This window comes from Bosea sp. F3-2 (assembly GCF_008253865.1).
Classification (GTDB): domain Bacteria; phylum Pseudomonadota; class Alphaproteobacteria; order Rhizobiales; family Beijerinckiaceae; genus Allobosea.
On record NZ_CP042331.1, the window covers coordinates 2650503 to 2665427 of the forward strand.

Genomic DNA, 14925 nt, shown 5'->3' on the forward strand with positions numbered 1-14925 from the left:
CTTGCTGCCGACGCGAGGAAACCGGGCGTCGAATGAAGGGCGCGGGGACCCCCTCTCCCGGATGGGAGAGGGGCAGGGGTGAGGGCCCGCCGTCTCTTCAGGAAGCTGGACGGCACCGCCACAAGCCATTTCGGATAGGGCAGGCCCTCATCCCTGCCCTTCTCCCACACGGGAGAAGGGTTCCCCGCGCATGCCTCATGCAGACTCACCTGCTGGAATGGCCTGCCGCCCGAGATGGACGAGAGAGGCCGCCCCGCCGGCCCCTTCAGTTGCTGGCGGTCGCCGCAGGAGCCGGGACGTTGCCCGCCGCGGTCACCGGAGCCACCGTCGGCCGTGCTGGCGGAACGGCGGCGGCCTTCGGCTTCGGCTTCCGGGGCTGGATCGTCGAGGTGACGATGCCCTGGGGGGTGTCCAGCCCATAGATGTCGTCGCGGAACTGGACTTGCCCATCCGCGCCCTGCCAGCCGGTGAGATAGACCCAGGCGACCGGAACGGACTTCTTGAGCGGGATGTTCTTGCGCTCGCCCTTGGCGATCTCGTCCTCGATCGACTGGCGGTTCCATTCGGAGCCCTCCAGCAGCCAGGCCGCGAGGTCCCGGACGCCCTCGATGCGCGCGCAGCCCGAGGAATTGAAGCGCACGTCATTGCGGAACAGCGTCTTCTTCGGTGTGTCATGCATGTAGACAGCATCGCTGTTGGGCATGTCGATCTTGAGCTGGCCGAGCGAGTTGGTCGGCCCCGGTTCCTGGCGGACGTAGAAATAGGGGTTCGTCAGGGTCGACCATTTCACAGTCGCCGGATCGATTTCCTTGTTCTCGGCACCCAGCAACTTCATGTTCGACTTGGCGATGAAGCTCGGATCCTTGCGCATATGCGGGATGACGTCGGCCTTCACGATCGACATCGGCACCGTCCAGTACGGGTTGAGATTGACCGAGGTGATGTTGGCCTGGATCACCGGCGAAGGCCGATCCGGCCGGCCGACGACGGCGAGGTGGCGCTGTTGTACCGTGCCGTTCTCGACCGCCTCGACGCTGGCGCCGGGGATGTTCACCACGACATAGCGGCTGGCGAAGTTGAAGCCATTACCCTTGAGGCGCTCCAGCGTGGCCGTGAGCTGGTTCAGCCGCACCTCGACCGGGGTGTTCATCGCCTTGAGGGTCAGGCGCCCGACCGTACCGAGATCCGACAGGCCGTGGCGACGCTGGAAGCGCTTCACGGCCTCGACGACGGCAGCGTCATAGACATCGCCCGCCACGGCCTCCGGCGCGAGATCGCCGCTGGCGAGGAGGCGCTGCTTCAGCACGGCGACATCCGGCCCCTGCGAATCCGGCTTCAGCGCAGTCGCGCTGCCGGGCACCTTGGGCCAGCCGCCGCGACCGGCGACGTCCTCGTGGGCGATCAAAGCCTCGAGCGTGCGGTCATAGGTGTTCGGGCCGTAGCTCGGCTCGTTCGCACGCACGATCGCCGTCGAGGCCAGCAGGAGCGCGGCCGCCGCAGCGAGGATGGAGGGACGCACAGACATGAAAACCCCCGGGCCGCAGAGAGCGGCACCGGGGGATCATTCCGCTACATGGTCAAGGAATGCTTAAGATCGCCGTCCGAGCTGTTCACCATGGGCGCTTCAGCGGCCCGGCCGTCATTGCGAGGAGCGCAGCGACGAAGCAATCCAGGGGCCGCAGGGCTGAACGTCTCACCCAGTCCCCCTGGATTGCTTCGCTTCGCTCGCAATGACGGGTTTTACTCCGCCGCCTTGGCCGGAGCCGGCTTCTCCCACTTCAGCACCGGCTGGCGCGCGGCCCGAGTCTCGTCGAGGCGGCGGATCGGGGCGTGGTGCGGCGCGCTGGTGAAGCGCTCCTTGTCATTGCCCTTGGCCGCCATAGCGAGATCACGCAGCGTGGCGATGAAGAGATCGAGCGTAGCCTTCGATTCCGACTCGGTCGGTTCGATCAGCATGGCGCCGTGGACGACGAGCGGGAAGTAGACCGTCATCGGGTGGTAGCCCTCGTCGATCATCGCCTTGGCGAAGTCGAGCGTCGAGACCCCGGTGCCCTTCAGCCATTCATCGTCGAACAGCACCTCGTGCATCGACGGGTGGTCCGGGAAGGGCAGCGACATCAGGTCGGCGAGGCCGGCGCGGATGTAGTTCGCGTTCAGCACCGCATCCTCGGAGGCCTGGCGCATGCCGTCCGAGCCGTGGCTGAGCATGTAGGCGAGCGCGCGGACATACATGCCCATCTGGCCGTGGAAGGCGGTCATGCGGCCGAAGGGCTTGTTGCCCGCCGGCGCTGCCTCGCGCGTCTCGATCAGATGCAGCCTGCCATCGTCCTCGACATGGATGAACGGCACGGGCGCATAGGGCGCGAGACGCTCGGAGAGCACGACCGGGCCGGCACCGGGACCGCCGCCGCCATGGGGCGTCGAGAAGGTCTTGTGCAGGTTGATGTGCATGGCGTCGACGCCGAGGTCCCCCGGGCGCGCCTTGCCGACGATGGCGTTGAAGTTGGCGCCGTCGCAGTAGAAATAGGCGCCGGCCTCATGCATCGCCGCGGCGATCTCGACGATCTGCGGCTCGAAGATGCCGCAGGTGTTCGGGTTGGTCAGCATGATCGCGGCGATGTCCGGCCCGAGCAGGGCCTTGACGTCCTCGACCGAGACGGTGCCGTCCGGACGGGCCGGAACGGCCTTCACCGAGAAGCCGATCAGGGCCGCGGTCGCCGGGTTGGTGCCGTGAGCCGATTCGGGAACCAGCACGACATTGCGGGTCGCGCCCTCCCCCTTCGCCTCGATCGCGGCCTTGATCGCCATCATGCCGCAGGCCTCGCCATGCGCGCCGGCCTTCGGCGAGAGCGCCACGGCCGGCATGCCGGTCAGCGTCATCAGGTAGCGGGCGAGATCCAGCATCAGCTCGAGCGCGCCGGGCACGGTCGAGAGCGGCTGCAGCGGATGCACGTCGGAGAAGCCCGGCAGCCGCGCCATCTTCTCGTTGAGACGGGCATTGTGCTTCATCGTGCAGGAGCCGAGCGGGAAGAGGCCGGTGTCGATGCCGTAGTTCTTCTGACTGAGGCGGACATAATGGCGCATCGTCTCGGGCTCGGAGAGGCCGGGCAGGCCGATCTCGCCCTGGCGGGCATGCTTGCCGAGCCGCGACTTGAACGGCGCCGGCTTCTCGATGTCGACGCCCGTCGCCTCATGATGGCCGATCTCGAAGATCAGCGGCTCGATCTGCTGCAGCGCCTTGTTGCCGGTGAAGGTGGCGTGCTCGGCATGAGCCGCCGCGCCGGCCTGGGTGGGACGTCCCTGACGGTTCAACATCACAGCACCTCCGCGAGCGCCTTGGCGAAGGCCGCCCGGTCATCATCGGTATTTACTTCGGTAGAGGCGACGAGCAGGAGGTCGTCGAGCCCGGCATCCGGCATCAGCCGCGAGACCGGCACGCCTGCCAGGATGCCCTTTTGCGCGAGAGCCTCGACCACCTCGGCCGCGGGCTTCGGCAGCTTCACCGTGAATTCGTTGAAGAAGCTCTCGTTCAGCACCGAGACGCCCGTCACCCCGGCGAGCATGCCGGCGAGCTTCACCGCATTGGCATGGTTCACCTCGGCAAGACGGGTGAAGCCCGCCTGCCCCAGTAGCGTCATGTGGATGGTGAAGGCCAGCACGCAGAGGCCGGAATTGGTGCAGATGTTCGAGGTCGCCTTGTCGCGGCGGATGTGCTGCTCGCGGGTCGAGAGCGTCAGCACGAAGCCGCGCTGCCCCTGCGAATCGACCGTCTCGCCGCAGAGGCGGCCCGGCATCTGGCGGATATATTTCGACTTGGCGGCGAAGAGGCCGACATAGGGGCCGCCGAAGTTCAGCGCATTGCCGATCGACTGGCCCTCGCCGACGACGATGTCGGCATCCTGCGCACCGGGCGGCGTCACGGCGCCGAGCGAGACGACCTCGGTGAAGACCGCGATCAGCAGCGCGCCATGGGCATGGGCCTTCTCGGCGATCGGCTTCAGATCGCGCAGATTGCCGAAGACGTCCGGCGACTGCACGACGACGCAGGAGACGCTGTCGTCGATCTGCGAAAGAATGTCCTCGCTGGCCGAGACATCGGGCTTCAGCACCACGGTCTCGTCATTCGCCATCTCGGAGAGCGTATTCACCACCGCGGTGTAGTGCGGGTGCAAACCACCCGAGAGCACTGCTTTGCGGCGCTTGGTGACGCGATGCGCCATCAGCACGGCCTCAGCCGTACCGGTGGAGCCGTCATACATCGAGGCGTTGGCGACCTCCATGCCGGTCAGCGCCGCGACCTGGGTCTGGAATTCGAAGAGATATTGCAGCGTGCCCTGCGCGATCTCCGGCTGGTAGGGCGTATAGCTGGTCAGGAACTCAGAGCGCTGGATCAGGTGATCCACCGTCGCCGGGACATGGTGCTTGTAGGCGCCGGCACCGACGAAGAACGGCACCGAGCCGGCCGCCATGTTCTTCGCCGACATCCTGCCGAGGATGCGCTCGACCTCGAGCTCGCCCTTGGCGCGGGGCAGATCGACCGGGGCCTTCAGGAGCTTGCCGGCGGGCACATCGCTGAACAGCGCGTCGATGTCGGAGACGCCGATCCGCGCGAGCATGTCCTCGCGGTCGGTATCGGTGAGCGGGAGATAGCGCATGGAATTCATCCTTGGGTCATTCCGGGGCCGAGCGCAGCGAGGAGCCCGGAACCCATGAACACAGTTGTTCGAAGGCCAGCCCGACCGTCGTGCTTCTTTCGGAAGCGTCGTGGTCATGGGTTCCGGGCTCGGGCCTTTCGGCCCACCCCGGAATGACGGTGGCGATCAGAGCGTCTTCACGTAGTTCTGGTACTCGGCCTCGTTCATCAGCCCGTCGAGCTCGGCCGCGTCCTTGATCCTGATCTTGAGGAACCAGCCCTTGCCGGCCGGGTCCTCGTTGACGGTGCCCGGCGCGCCTTCGAGCTCGGCATTGACCTCGACAACCTCACCGGAGACCGGGGCATAGACCTCGGAAGCGGCCTTGACGCTCTCGACCACCGCGGCCTCGCCGCCCTTGCTCAGCGCCTTGCCGACCGACGGCAGCTCGACGAAGACGACGTCGCCGAGCTGCGACTGGGCATAGTCGGAGATGCCGACGGTGCCGACGTCACCCTCGATGCGAATATATTCGTGGTCCTTGCTGTAGCGGGTCTCGGCCATGGTTTCCTCCTGGCGAAAAATCGAAAATCAGATCAGCGCTTGTAGCCGTTGGGGACGAAAGGCATCGGCGCCACGACAGCCGGCAACGGCTTGCCGCGCACGATGAGGTCGAGCCTGGTGCCCGGCGCGGAATGGGCCTTGGCAACATAGCCCATGGCGCAGGGGCCGTTCAGCGTCGGGCCGAAACCGCCCGAGGTAACGGTGCCGATCACCTCGCCCTCCGGCGTCGCGATCTCCGTGCCCTCGCGGGCCGGGGCACGACCTTCCGGCAGCAGGCCGACGCGGATGCGCGACACGCCCTCGGCCAGCTCGCGCTGGATGCGCGCGGCACCGGGGAAGCCGCCCTCCTCGCGGCGGCGCTTCTGGATCGACCAGTTGAGCGCGGCCTCGATCGGGGAGGTCGTGGTGTCGATGTCGTGGCCATAGAGGCAAAGCCCAGCTTCGAGCCTGAGCGAATCGCGGGCACCCAGCCCGATCGGCTTGACCCTGGCGTCGAGCAGCAGCGTGTCCCAGATCTCGCCGATCTTGCTGGCAGCGGCGGATATCTCGTAGCCGTCCTCGCCGGTATAGCCGGAGCGGCTGACATTGGCCTTGATACCTGCGACTTTCATGGTGCGCGAGGTCATGAAGCCCATCTCGGCGGCTTCCGGCGCGATGGCCGCAAGTGCGGCTTCGGCGCCCGGCCCCTGCAGCGCGATCAGGCCGCGATGCTCGGCGCGGATCAGCTTTACGTTAGACGGCAGACGCGCCTCGATATGGACGTAATCGGCGTCCTTGCAGGCGGCGTTGACGACGAGATAGAGCGCGCCGTCCTCGTCGGGATCGGCGGAACGCGTCACCATCAGGTCGTCGAGGATGCCGCCCTCCTCGTTGAGGAGCTGCGAATAGCGCTGCTTGCCGGGGGCGAGATTGACGATATCGGCAGGAATCAGCGCTTCAAGCGCCTTTGCGGTCGTCTCGTGATCGGGGCCGACCAGGAAGGCCTGGCCCATATGCGAGACGTCGAAGAGCCCCGCCTTCTCGCGCGTCCAGTTGTGCTCGGTCAGGATGCCGGCCGGGTACTGCACCGGCATGTCGTAGCCGGCGAAGGGCACCATGCGAGCGCCGAGCGCGACATGGCGGGCGTGCAGCGGCGTCTTCAGCGGCGCAGGCGCGCCGGCGGTGTCGATGGTGGCCTCGGCAGCCATGGCGTGCCCCTCCCAGAGTCGTGCGCAAGCCCCGGACGGTATCGTCCGGAACGCGCCCCCTCTGTCTCGGGACCTGAGAGATTTCCCCGCCAGACCGTGAGGCCGGACGAGTTACACCCGTCGGTGGGCGGGAATCGCTTCCCGCCGCTTTCCAGAGCGCCAAGTCCCCAGCGGTCCTTTTGCCTGAGCGTTTCCGGGGCGGTTGCGCCTTCGGCGCCGGCCCTGACGGATCAGGCCCGGTCTCTCCCGCGGGGATATGCGGCTAGGGCAGAGATACAAGACGCCGCCCTCAAGTCAATCGGCGCCTTGCCTCAATGCACGGCAAATCCTTCTCCCCTTGCGGGAGAAGGTGCCCCGAAGGGGCGGATGAGGGGTCGCGCCGCCCTTTCCGATGAAGGCTGATGGCGGGCGCAACGTGGCAGTCGTCGCGCGCCCCCTCATCCGTCTCGGCTTCGCCGAGCCACCTTCTCCCGCAAGGGGAGAAGGGAGGGCGGCTCACCGCCGGCGTGCGCGGGCCGGGGTGGCAGCGCCGCCCTGACCCAGACCGACGATGATCTCGACATCGCCCTTGCCAGCCGGCACGACGATGCCGTCCTCGACATGCGAGAAGTCGACGCCGCTCTGGCCGGACGGGATCGTGCCGCCGACGCGCGAGCCGCGGCGCGCGACCGTCGCCGTGCCGCGCGTCACCGTCGTGCTCAAGGTCGCGCCGTAGCTGCCCGGGCTGCCGGCCGGGCCGAGAAGCACACGGCCCTCGACGCCGATCTTGAGGCGGAAGCCGCCATTGCCGGTGGGCGTGCACTCGCGCGCGACATTGGTGATCGAGATCTGGTAGCGCAGACCGCTTGAGTCCTGGCCGGCCTGGGCGCGGATCGCGGCGCCGCCATCGGCGACGATGACCTCCGGGCAGATCAGCTCGTTCTGATCGTCGCCCTTCGGCAATTGATCGGGCTCCGGCGCCTTCGCGGACTGGAACATCAGCATGTTGAGCGCCGTGCTGCCGCCGGAGGACGATGAGGAGGAACCGCAGCCGGCAAGACCCAGGCAAAGCAGCGGCAGGGCGAGCCAGCGGCCCGCAATCAAAGTCTGGTCGATCAAGGCAGCGCCTCCACGCCGGGGCCGAAGCCGTTGAGCGAGACGGGCACGCCCACCCCCTCCTCCGGCGTCTGGAATACAATGAATGTCGCGTTCTTGCCGCCCTTGAGCTGACCGAGCAGGTTGTCGTCCATGACGACCTCGGCGACGCAACCGGTGGTCAGGCAGCGCACGAAGCCGGCGCGGCCAATGTCCTTGTCATCGATCTTGAGGCCGAGCCCGGACGGCAACAGCACGCCGAGCGGCGCGACGACGCGCAGCAGCCGGCTTTTCTGATCGGCGGTCTTCAGCACGATGACGAGGAGCGTGAGATTCGGCCGATCCTCGGCCGCGACGTTCTGGACCAGAGCACATTGCTCCGCCTTGGCGCCGGGCGGTACCTCGCAGCGCATCTGCCAGTCGCCATGTGTGGAACGCACCGCGCCCTGCGCGAGAGCGGAGCCGGCGTAGAGGCTCGTCCCCATGAGCGCCAGCGCCAAGGCGCCTGCCGCCCCGATGATCCTCGTCATCCCTGCCATCCTTCGAAACCCGTCCAGAAACCGCAGCAGAAGCGCAGAATTCAGGCAAAACGCCGACCGCGCCAGAGAATCCCGCCGCTCTTCACATAAAATGCGTTGGGACCATGCAGACCCCGCCCTGTCAAGGCGTGCCCGGGGGTGCGGGCGCGGTTCCGTCAAGGCCTCGCGCGATTATGCCGCACTGATGATGAGGAACCGTGTCATTGCCCCACTGGCGCAAGCGTGATCTTTGATTTATCGCAATCCCGAAGAACGAGGCGACCTTCGCGGTTGCCCCTTCGTGCGTGGGGCAAAGCCGGTCGGTTCCCATGCAGGTCGATTGAGGAGCATGTCGGATCGATGCGATTTCTGAGCAGGACCTTTGCAACAGTGGCCGCCACGGCCCTTGCCGTCGCCGCGCTGGCGACCGTCCCGGCCGTCGCCGGCACCGGCATGCCTTCCCCCTGGCAGCTCAATCTGCAGGGCGCCGCGACCCCCGTCGCCGAGTTCATCCACTGGTTCCATGACTGGCTGAACATCATCATCGGCGTGGTCACGCTCTTCGTGCTGGCGCTGCTGATCTACGTGATCTTCCGCTTCAACGAGAAGGCCAACCCGGTCCCCTCCAAGACCACGCACAACGCCCTGCTCGAAGTGTGCTGGACCGTGATCCCGGTCCTGATTCTCGTCGTCATCGCGATTCCCTCCTTCCGCCTGCTCAAGCTGCAGCTCGAAGTGCCGCAGGCTGACCTGACCCTGAAGGTCACCGGCAAGCAGTGGTACTGGTCCTATGAATATGCCCAGGACAACGGCGCATTCGGCTTCGACTCGCTGATGCTGGACGAGAAGCAGCGCGCCGAAGCCATCGCCGGCAAGAAGATCGCCGAGGCCGAGGCCCCGCGCCTGCTCGCCGTCGACAACGAGGCTGTCGTGCCGGTCGGCAAGACCGTCCGCGTCCAGGTCACCGGCGCCGACGTCATCCACAAGTTCACGGTGCCGTCCTTCGGCGTGAAGATCGACGCGATCCCCGGCCGCCTGAACGAAACCTGGTTCAAGGCCGAGCGTGAGGGCATCTATTACGGCCAGTGCTCGTTCATCTGCGGCCAGAACCACGCCTACATGCCGATCGCCTTCCGCGTCGTCAGCCAGGAGCGCTACGCCGCCTGGCTCGCCGAAGCGAAGCAGAAATTCGCCAATGCCGAAGACGCGGGCAGCAAGCTCGCCGCCGCGTCCAAGTAATTCGCCGAGGAGACAACACGATGGCAACAGCGGCTCAGCACGCTCACGGCCATGACGAGGCCCATCACGACCACCCGACCGGGTGGCGCCGGTGGCTTCTGTCGACCAACCACAAGGACATCGGCACGCTCTACCTGATCTTCTCGATCATCGCGGGCCTCGTCGGCGGCTTCCTCTCGATCATGATGCGCATCGAGCTGCAGTACCCCGGCGTGCAGATCTTCGCGAACGGCCAGAGCTACAACGTGTTCGTCACCGGCCACGGCCTGATCATGATCTTCTTCATGGTCATGCCCGCGGTGATCGGCGGCTTCGGCAACTGGTTCGTGCCGCTGATGATCGGCGCGCCGGACATGGCCTTCCCGCGCATGAACAACATCTCGTTCTGGCTCACCGTCGCGGCTTTCGTGCTGATGGTGATCTCGATGTTCGTCGAGGGTGCGCCCGGCGCGCACGGCGTCGGTACGGGCTGGACGGTCTACCCGCCGTTCTCGACCGCCGGCCACCCCGGCCCCTCGGTCGATTTCGGCATCCTGTCGCTGCACCTCGCGGGCGCAGCCTCGATCCTGGGCGCGATCAACTTCATCACCACGATCCTGAACATGCGCGCGCCTGGCATGACCATGCACAAGATGCCGCTGTTCGCCTGGGGCGTGCTGGTCACCGCCTTCCTGCTGCTGCTCTCGCTGCCGGTCCTCGCCGGCGCGATCACCATGCTGCTGACGGACCGCAATTTCGGCACGACCTTCTATGATCCGGCCGGCGGCGGCGATCCGATCCTGTACCAGCACCTGTTCTGGTTCTTCGGTCACCCCGAAGTCTACATCATGATCCTGCCGGCCTTCGGCATCGTCAGCCACATCATCTCGACCTTCTCGAAGAAGCCGATCTTCGGCTATCTCGGCATGGCCTACGCCATGGTCGCGATCGGCGTCGTCGGCTTCATCGTGTGGGCGCACCACATGTACACCGCCGGCCTGTCGCTCAACACGCAGCGCTACTTCGTGTTCGCGACGATGGTCATCGCGGTGCCGACCGGCATCAAGATCTTCTCCTGGATCGCGACGATGTGGGGCGGCTCGATCCGCTTCACCGCGCCGATGGTCTGGGCGGTGGGCTTCATCTTCCTGTTCACCGTCGGCGGCGTGACCGGCGTGGTGCTGGCCAATGCCGGCGTCGACCGCTCGCTGCATGCGACCTACTACGTCGTGGCGCACTTCCACTACGTGCTGTCGCTCGGCGCCGTGTTCGGCATCTTCGCGGGCTTCTACTACTGGTTCCCGAAGATGAGCGGCTACGTGATCCCGGACTGGATCGGCCGGCTGCACTTCTGGGTCGCCTTCATCGGTGCGAACCTGCTGTTCTTCCCGCAGCACTTCCTCGGGCTGGCCGGCATGCCGCGTCACTATGTGGACTATCCGGACGCCTTCGCCGGCTGGCACTACTGGTCGTCGATCGGCTCCTACATCTTCGCCTTCGGCCTGCTGATCTTCTTCTACGGCGTCATCGTCGCCTTCACGAAGAAGCAGCTCGCCGGCGACAATCCGTGGGGCGAAGGCGCGACGACGCTGGAGTGGACCCTGTCCTCGCCGCCGCCCTTCCACCAGTTCGAGACGCTGCCGCGCATCACCGGCTCGGACCACTGAGACAAGAGGCGGCGGGCCTTTCGGGGCCCGCCGCCGCCCCTCCCCCAAGCGCCTTGCGAGGCGTTCCGGAGACGGGCGGCACGCTTCATCGCCGCGAATACCCCTGCGCCTGCTGGCGCCGCTCACAAGAGTACGAAGACGAACCGACTGATGTCTGCTGTGTTCGAAACCCGCACCGACGGCCTGACCGCCTCCACCGGCGAGGCGCGCGACTTCTTCGCGCTGCTGAAGCCGCGTGTGATGTCGCTCGTCGTGGTGACGGCGCTGACCGGCATGGCGACGGCGCCGGGCTCCGTGCACCCTGTCCTCGGGCTTGCCGCGCTGATGGCGATCGCGGTCGGCGCCGGCGCGTCGGGCTGCCTCAACATGTGGTACGACGCCGACATCGACGCGCTGATGAGCCGCACGGCCAAGCGCCCGATCCCGGCCGGCCGCGTCCTTCCCTCGGAGGCGCTCGCCTTCGGGCTGACGCTCTCGGTCGGCTCGGTGCTGGTGCTCGGCCTGATCACCAATGCGCTGGCCGCCTTCATGCTGGCCTTCACCATCTTCTTCTATGCCGTCGTCTATTCGATGTGGCTGAAGCGCTGGACGCCGCAGAACATCGTGATCGGCGGCGCCGCGGGCGCCTTTCCGCCGATGATCGGCGAGGCCGTGGTGACCGGTACTTTCGGCTGGCACTCGCTGGTGCTGTTCGCGATCATCTTCCTGTGGACGCCGCCGCATTTCTGGGCGCTGGCGCTGGTCAAATCCGGCGACTACGAGCGCGCCGGCATCCCGATGATGCCGAATGTCGCCGGCCCGGCCGCGACCCGCCGGCAGATCGTGCTCTATTCGCTGGTCATGGCTCCCGTCGCGGTCCTGCCGGCGCTGATGGGTTTCGGCGGCCTGATCTATCTGGCCGTCTCGGTGACGACCGGCCTCGCGATGATCTGGCTCGCGATCCAGGTCTGGCGCCGCACCGAGGGTCAGCCCGCCGTGAAGGCCTGTTGGTCGCTGTTCGGCTTCTCGATCATCTATCTCTTCCTGCTCTTTGCGGTTCTGCTCGTCGAAAACGGGCTCGGCCTGATGTGGGCCCTGCCGAAGGTGATCGGATGAGCGAGCAACGCCCCCAGAAGCCCGCGCCGGCGCCATTCTCGCCGGAAGACATGGCACGCCGCCGCCGCCGTTCCGTCGCGCTCGCGCTGGTGCTCGGCGGGCTCGTGATCTTCTTCTTCGTGGTGACGCTGGTGAAGACCGGCCCCGCGATCCTGAACCGGCCACTGTGATGGCGAATCCCGTCCCGCAGAAGCCCAAGGGCAACCCGGCGCGCACCGCACTGATCTGCGTCGGTGTCGCGTTCGGCATGCTCGGCGCCTCCTTCGCGGCGGTGCCGCTCTACGACCTGTTCTGCAAGGTCACCGGCTTCGGCGGCACGCCGATGGTGGGTACGGCCGGCGCCGGCAAGATCCTCGACCGGACGATGTCGGTGCGCTTCGACGCCAATGTCGCGCCGGGGCTCGGCTGGAAGTTCGAGGCGGAGAGCCCCGAGATCAAGGTCCGCGTCGGCGCGACCCAGACCGTGTTCTACAAGATGACGAATCGGTCCGACCGCACGGTGACCGGCATCGCGACCTACAATGTCGCGCCGGACAAGGCGGCGGCCTATTTCGTCAAGATCCAGTGCTTCTGCTTCACCGAGCATACGCTGAAGCCCGGCGAGAGCTTCGAGGCGCCGGTGGTGTTCTATATCGACCCCGAAATCGCGCAGAATCGCGAGCTCGACGGCGTCCACGCCATCACATTGTCCTATACCTATTTCGCCTCGAAGTCGGGCCAGCCCGTCGCCGAGGACAAGGCCGGCTCCGTCAAGGGTGACGCGGGCAATTCGAAACTGTAGAACGCGCTAGAGCAAAAGCGCGGACAAGACGTCGTACGCGGAGACTGAATACGATGGCCGGGGCCCATACGAAGCATCACGACTACCACCTCGTCGATCCGAGCCCGTGGCCGCTCGTCGGCGCCGCCAGCGCGACGATCATGGCGATCGGCGCCGTGATGTGGATGAAGGCGCTGCCGGTTGGCGGCATGCATATCGGCCCGCTCGTGTTCGGCACCGGCCTGCTCGGCGTGCTCTACACCATGCTCGCCTGGTGGATGGACGTCATCCGCGAGGCCGAGAAGGAAGGCCACCACACCCGCGTCGTCCAGCTCCATCACCGCTACGGCATGATCATGTTCATCGCCTCCGAGGTGATGTTCTTCGTTGCCTGGTTCTGGGCCTATTTCGACGCCAGCCTCTTCGCCGGCGAGCAGATCAACTACCTCCGCTACGACTTCACTGGCGGGCACTGGCCGCCGAAGGGCATCGAGACCTTCGATCCCTGGCATCTGCCGCTGCTCAACACGCTGATCCTGCTGACCTCGGGCACCACCGTGACCTGGGCGCACTATGCGCTGATCAACAATGACCGCGCCGGCCTGAAGCAGGGCCTGTGGCTCACCGTGATCCTCGGCGTCCTGTTCACGATCACGCAGGCCTACGAGTATTCGCACGCCGCCTTCGCCTTCAAGGGCAACATCTACGGCGCCACCTTCTTCATGGCGACCGGCTTCCACGGCGCGCATGTCATCATCGGCACGATCTTCCTGGCCGTGTGCCTGTACCGGTCCTATCTGGGCCACTTCAAGCCCGACCAGCATCTCGGCTTCGAGTTCGCCGCCTGGTACTGGCACTTCGTCGACGTGGTCTGGCTGTTCCTGTTCGCTTCGATCTATGTCTGGGGCGCCGGCGCGCACGCAGCCGCCGCGCACTGAGCGCATATTGCCGCGCCTCGCGGTTCTCGTCTGACGAAAGGCGGCCGCGAGGCCGCCTTTCCTGCTTCGGAGGCTACGATGGCCGGTTCTGAACCCACCCCTCCCTCCCCCTACGCCACGGGGCTGGCCGGGCGTTGCCCACGCTGCGGCGAGGGCGCGCTGTTCGACGGCTTCCTCAAGCTGAAGCCGCGCTGCAGCGCCTGCGGGCTGGACTATAAATTCGCCGACTCGGCCGACGGGCCGGCCGTCTTCATCATGCTGATCGCCGGCTTCATCGTTCTGGGCGCGGCGCTCTATGTCGAGATCGCCTATGAGCCGCCGATCTGGCTGCACCTGCTGATGTGGCTGCCGCTGACACTGGTCATCTGCCTTGCGCTGCTCAGGCCGATGAAGGGGCTGGCGGTCGCGCTGCAATACGCCAACAAGGCCGAGGAAGGCAGGCGGGCGAAGTGACCGCGCAGACCGCGCTCAAACGCAAACCTGGGCTGATCCTCCCGACGATCCTTACGATCGTCGGCACGGTGATCCTCTGTATCCTTGGAACCTGGCAGCTCCAGCGCATGCAGGAGAAGCGCGCCTATATCGGGCGCCTGGAGGCGCAGGCCGCCGGAGCCCCCGTTCCGATGCCGCCCAGCGCCGAATGGGCGAAGCTCGACGCAGCGGCGCTCGACCTCACCCGCGTCGCCGCCAAGGGCAGCTATGTCGATGGGCCGGTCGCCGGCGTCCGCACCACGATCGCTGCCGGCCCGCCCGGCTCGCGGCAGCTCTCCGGCTTCGGCCGCTGGGTGTTCCAGGGCTTCAGGCTCGAGGATGGCGGCATCATCCTGGTCAATCGCGGCTTCGTACCGGAGAGCCGCATGGGCCAGATCGGGCCGGCGAGCGGCGCCGACACGGTCACGGGCTTCCTGCGGGCGCCCGAGACCCGCAACAGCTTCACGCCGGAAGACCTGCCGGCGATCCGCGAATTCTACAACCGCGATCCCGCGGCGATCGCCGCCTCGCTCGGCCTGCCACCGGCGCCGTTCTATCTGGAAGCAGAGCGCGAGGGCGACGGGATGAAGCCACCGGCGGGCGTCGATGTGCGCGAGCTCATCGAGCGCATTCCCGACAATCACCTGCAATACGCCCTGACCTGGTTCGGGCTCGCACTGACGCTGCTCAGCGTCTTCGCGGCCTATGTCTGGCAGGCGCGGAAAGGTTCCGCACCGGCCTGATGTCGCTGAGGTTTTGCCGAAACCGCCGGACCGGCCTATAGCATCAGGCGAAGATCACC

Annotated in this window: 15 protein-coding genes and 1 riboswitch; of the genes, 8 read left to right on the plus strand and 7 right to left on the minus strand. The window is 66.6% G+C overall.

The window, feature by feature from the left end:
- Positions 1–265 precede the first annotated feature (265 nt).
- From FQV39_RS12235 to FQV39_RS12265, 7 genes are all read right to left on the minus strand, one after another.
- Entirely contained in the window at positions 266–1525 is a 1260-nt protein-coding gene (locus FQV39_RS12235; RefSeq protein ID WP_149130537.1) for a L,D-transpeptidase family protein, read from the minus strand.
- A 215-nt stretch (positions 1526–1740) separates the two neighbouring features.
- Entirely contained in the window at positions 1741–3315 is a 1575-nt protein-coding gene (gene gcvPB, locus FQV39_RS12240) for an aminomethyl-transferring glycine dehydrogenase subunit GcvPB (RefSeq protein ID WP_149130538.1), read from the minus strand.
- Positions 3315–4655 (minus strand): aminomethyl-transferring glycine dehydrogenase subunit GcvPA, encoded by a 1341-nt coding sequence (gcvPA, locus tag FQV39_RS12245; RefSeq protein ID WP_149130539.1) that lies wholly within the window; start codon positions 4653–4655, stop codon positions 3315–3317. The genes gcvPB and gcvPA overlap by 1 nt, the downstream gene beginning before the upstream one ends.
- Before the next feature lie 165 nt (positions 4656–4820).
- Positions 4821–5195 carry a glycine cleavage system protein GcvH gene (gcvH, locus tag FQV39_RS12250; protein WP_149130540.1) on the minus strand — a complete coding sequence of 125 codons (375 nt, stop codon included), beginning with the start codon at positions 5193–5195 and terminating at the stop codon, positions 4821–4823.
- A 32-nt stretch (positions 5196–5227) separates the two neighbouring features.
- Positions 5228–6382, minus strand: a complete 1155-nt coding sequence (gcvT, locus tag FQV39_RS12255; RefSeq protein ID WP_149130541.1) for a glycine cleavage system aminomethyltransferase GcvT — start codon at positions 6380–6382, stop codon at positions 5228–5230.
- A 161-nt stretch (positions 6383–6543) separates the two neighbouring features.
- Positions 6544–6641: riboswitch (glycine riboswitch) on the minus strand.
- A gap of 236 nt (positions 6642–6877) precedes the next feature.
- On the minus strand, positions 6878–7480 hold the full coding sequence (locus tag FQV39_RS12260; protein ID WP_149130542.1) for a hypothetical protein: 603 nt from the start codon (positions 7478–7480) through the stop codon (positions 6878–6880).
- Entirely contained in the window at positions 7477–7986 is a 510-nt protein-coding gene (locus FQV39_RS12265) for an invasion associated locus B family protein (protein WP_149130543.1), read from the minus strand. Before FQV39_RS12265 ends, FQV39_RS12260 begins: the two co-directional genes overlap by 4 nt.
- 348 nt (positions 7987–8334) lie before the next feature.
- On the opposite strand from FQV39_RS12265, the gene coxB reads away from it, so the two are divergent.
- From coxB to FQV39_RS12300, 8 genes are all read left to right on the plus strand, one after another.
- The gene (gene coxB, locus FQV39_RS12270; protein WP_149130544.1) at positions 8335–9213 is read left to right on the plus strand and encodes a cytochrome c oxidase subunit II; all 879 of its coding nucleotides are present in this window, start codon (positions 8335–8337) and stop codon (positions 9211–9213) included.
- 20 nt (positions 9214–9233) lie between these two features.
- On the plus strand, positions 9234–10859 hold the full coding sequence (gene ctaD / locus FQV39_RS12275) for a cytochrome c oxidase subunit I (RefSeq protein WP_149130545.1): 1626 nt from the start codon (positions 9234–9236) through the stop codon (positions 10857–10859).
- 150 nt (positions 10860–11009) lie between these two features.
- Positions 11010–11954 carry a heme o synthase gene (locus FQV39_RS12280; RefSeq protein WP_149130546.1) on the plus strand — a complete coding sequence of 315 codons (945 nt, stop codon included), beginning with the start codon at positions 11010–11012 and terminating at the stop codon, positions 11952–11954.
- The gene (locus FQV39_RS33140) at positions 11951–12124 is read left to right on the plus strand and encodes a hypothetical protein (protein WP_187640258.1); all 174 of its coding nucleotides are present in this window, start codon (positions 11951–11953) and stop codon (positions 12122–12124) included. The genes FQV39_RS12280 and FQV39_RS33140 overlap by 4 nt, the downstream gene beginning before the upstream one ends.
- Complete coding sequence (locus tag FQV39_RS12285) at positions 12124–12735, plus strand: cytochrome c oxidase assembly protein (protein ID WP_149130547.1); 612 nt, start codon at positions 12124–12126, stop codon at positions 12733–12735. The genes FQV39_RS33140 and FQV39_RS12285 overlap by 1 nt, the downstream gene beginning before the upstream one ends.
- Before the next feature lie 53 nt (positions 12736–12788).
- Positions 12789–13652 (plus strand): cytochrome c oxidase subunit 3, encoded by an 864-nt coding sequence (locus FQV39_RS12290; protein ID WP_149130548.1) that lies wholly within the window; start codon positions 12789–12791, stop codon positions 13650–13652.
- A 78-nt stretch (positions 13653–13730) separates the two neighbouring features.
- Positions 13731–14105 (plus strand): DUF983 domain-containing protein, encoded by a 375-nt coding sequence (locus FQV39_RS12295; protein WP_149130549.1) that lies wholly within the window; start codon positions 13731–13733, stop codon positions 14103–14105.
- On the plus strand, positions 14102–14866 hold the full coding sequence (locus FQV39_RS12300; protein ID WP_149130550.1) for an SURF1 family protein: 765 nt from the start codon (positions 14102–14104) through the stop codon (positions 14864–14866). The genes FQV39_RS12295 and FQV39_RS12300 overlap by 4 nt, the downstream gene beginning before the upstream one ends.
- Positions 14867–14925 lie beyond the last annotated feature (59 nt).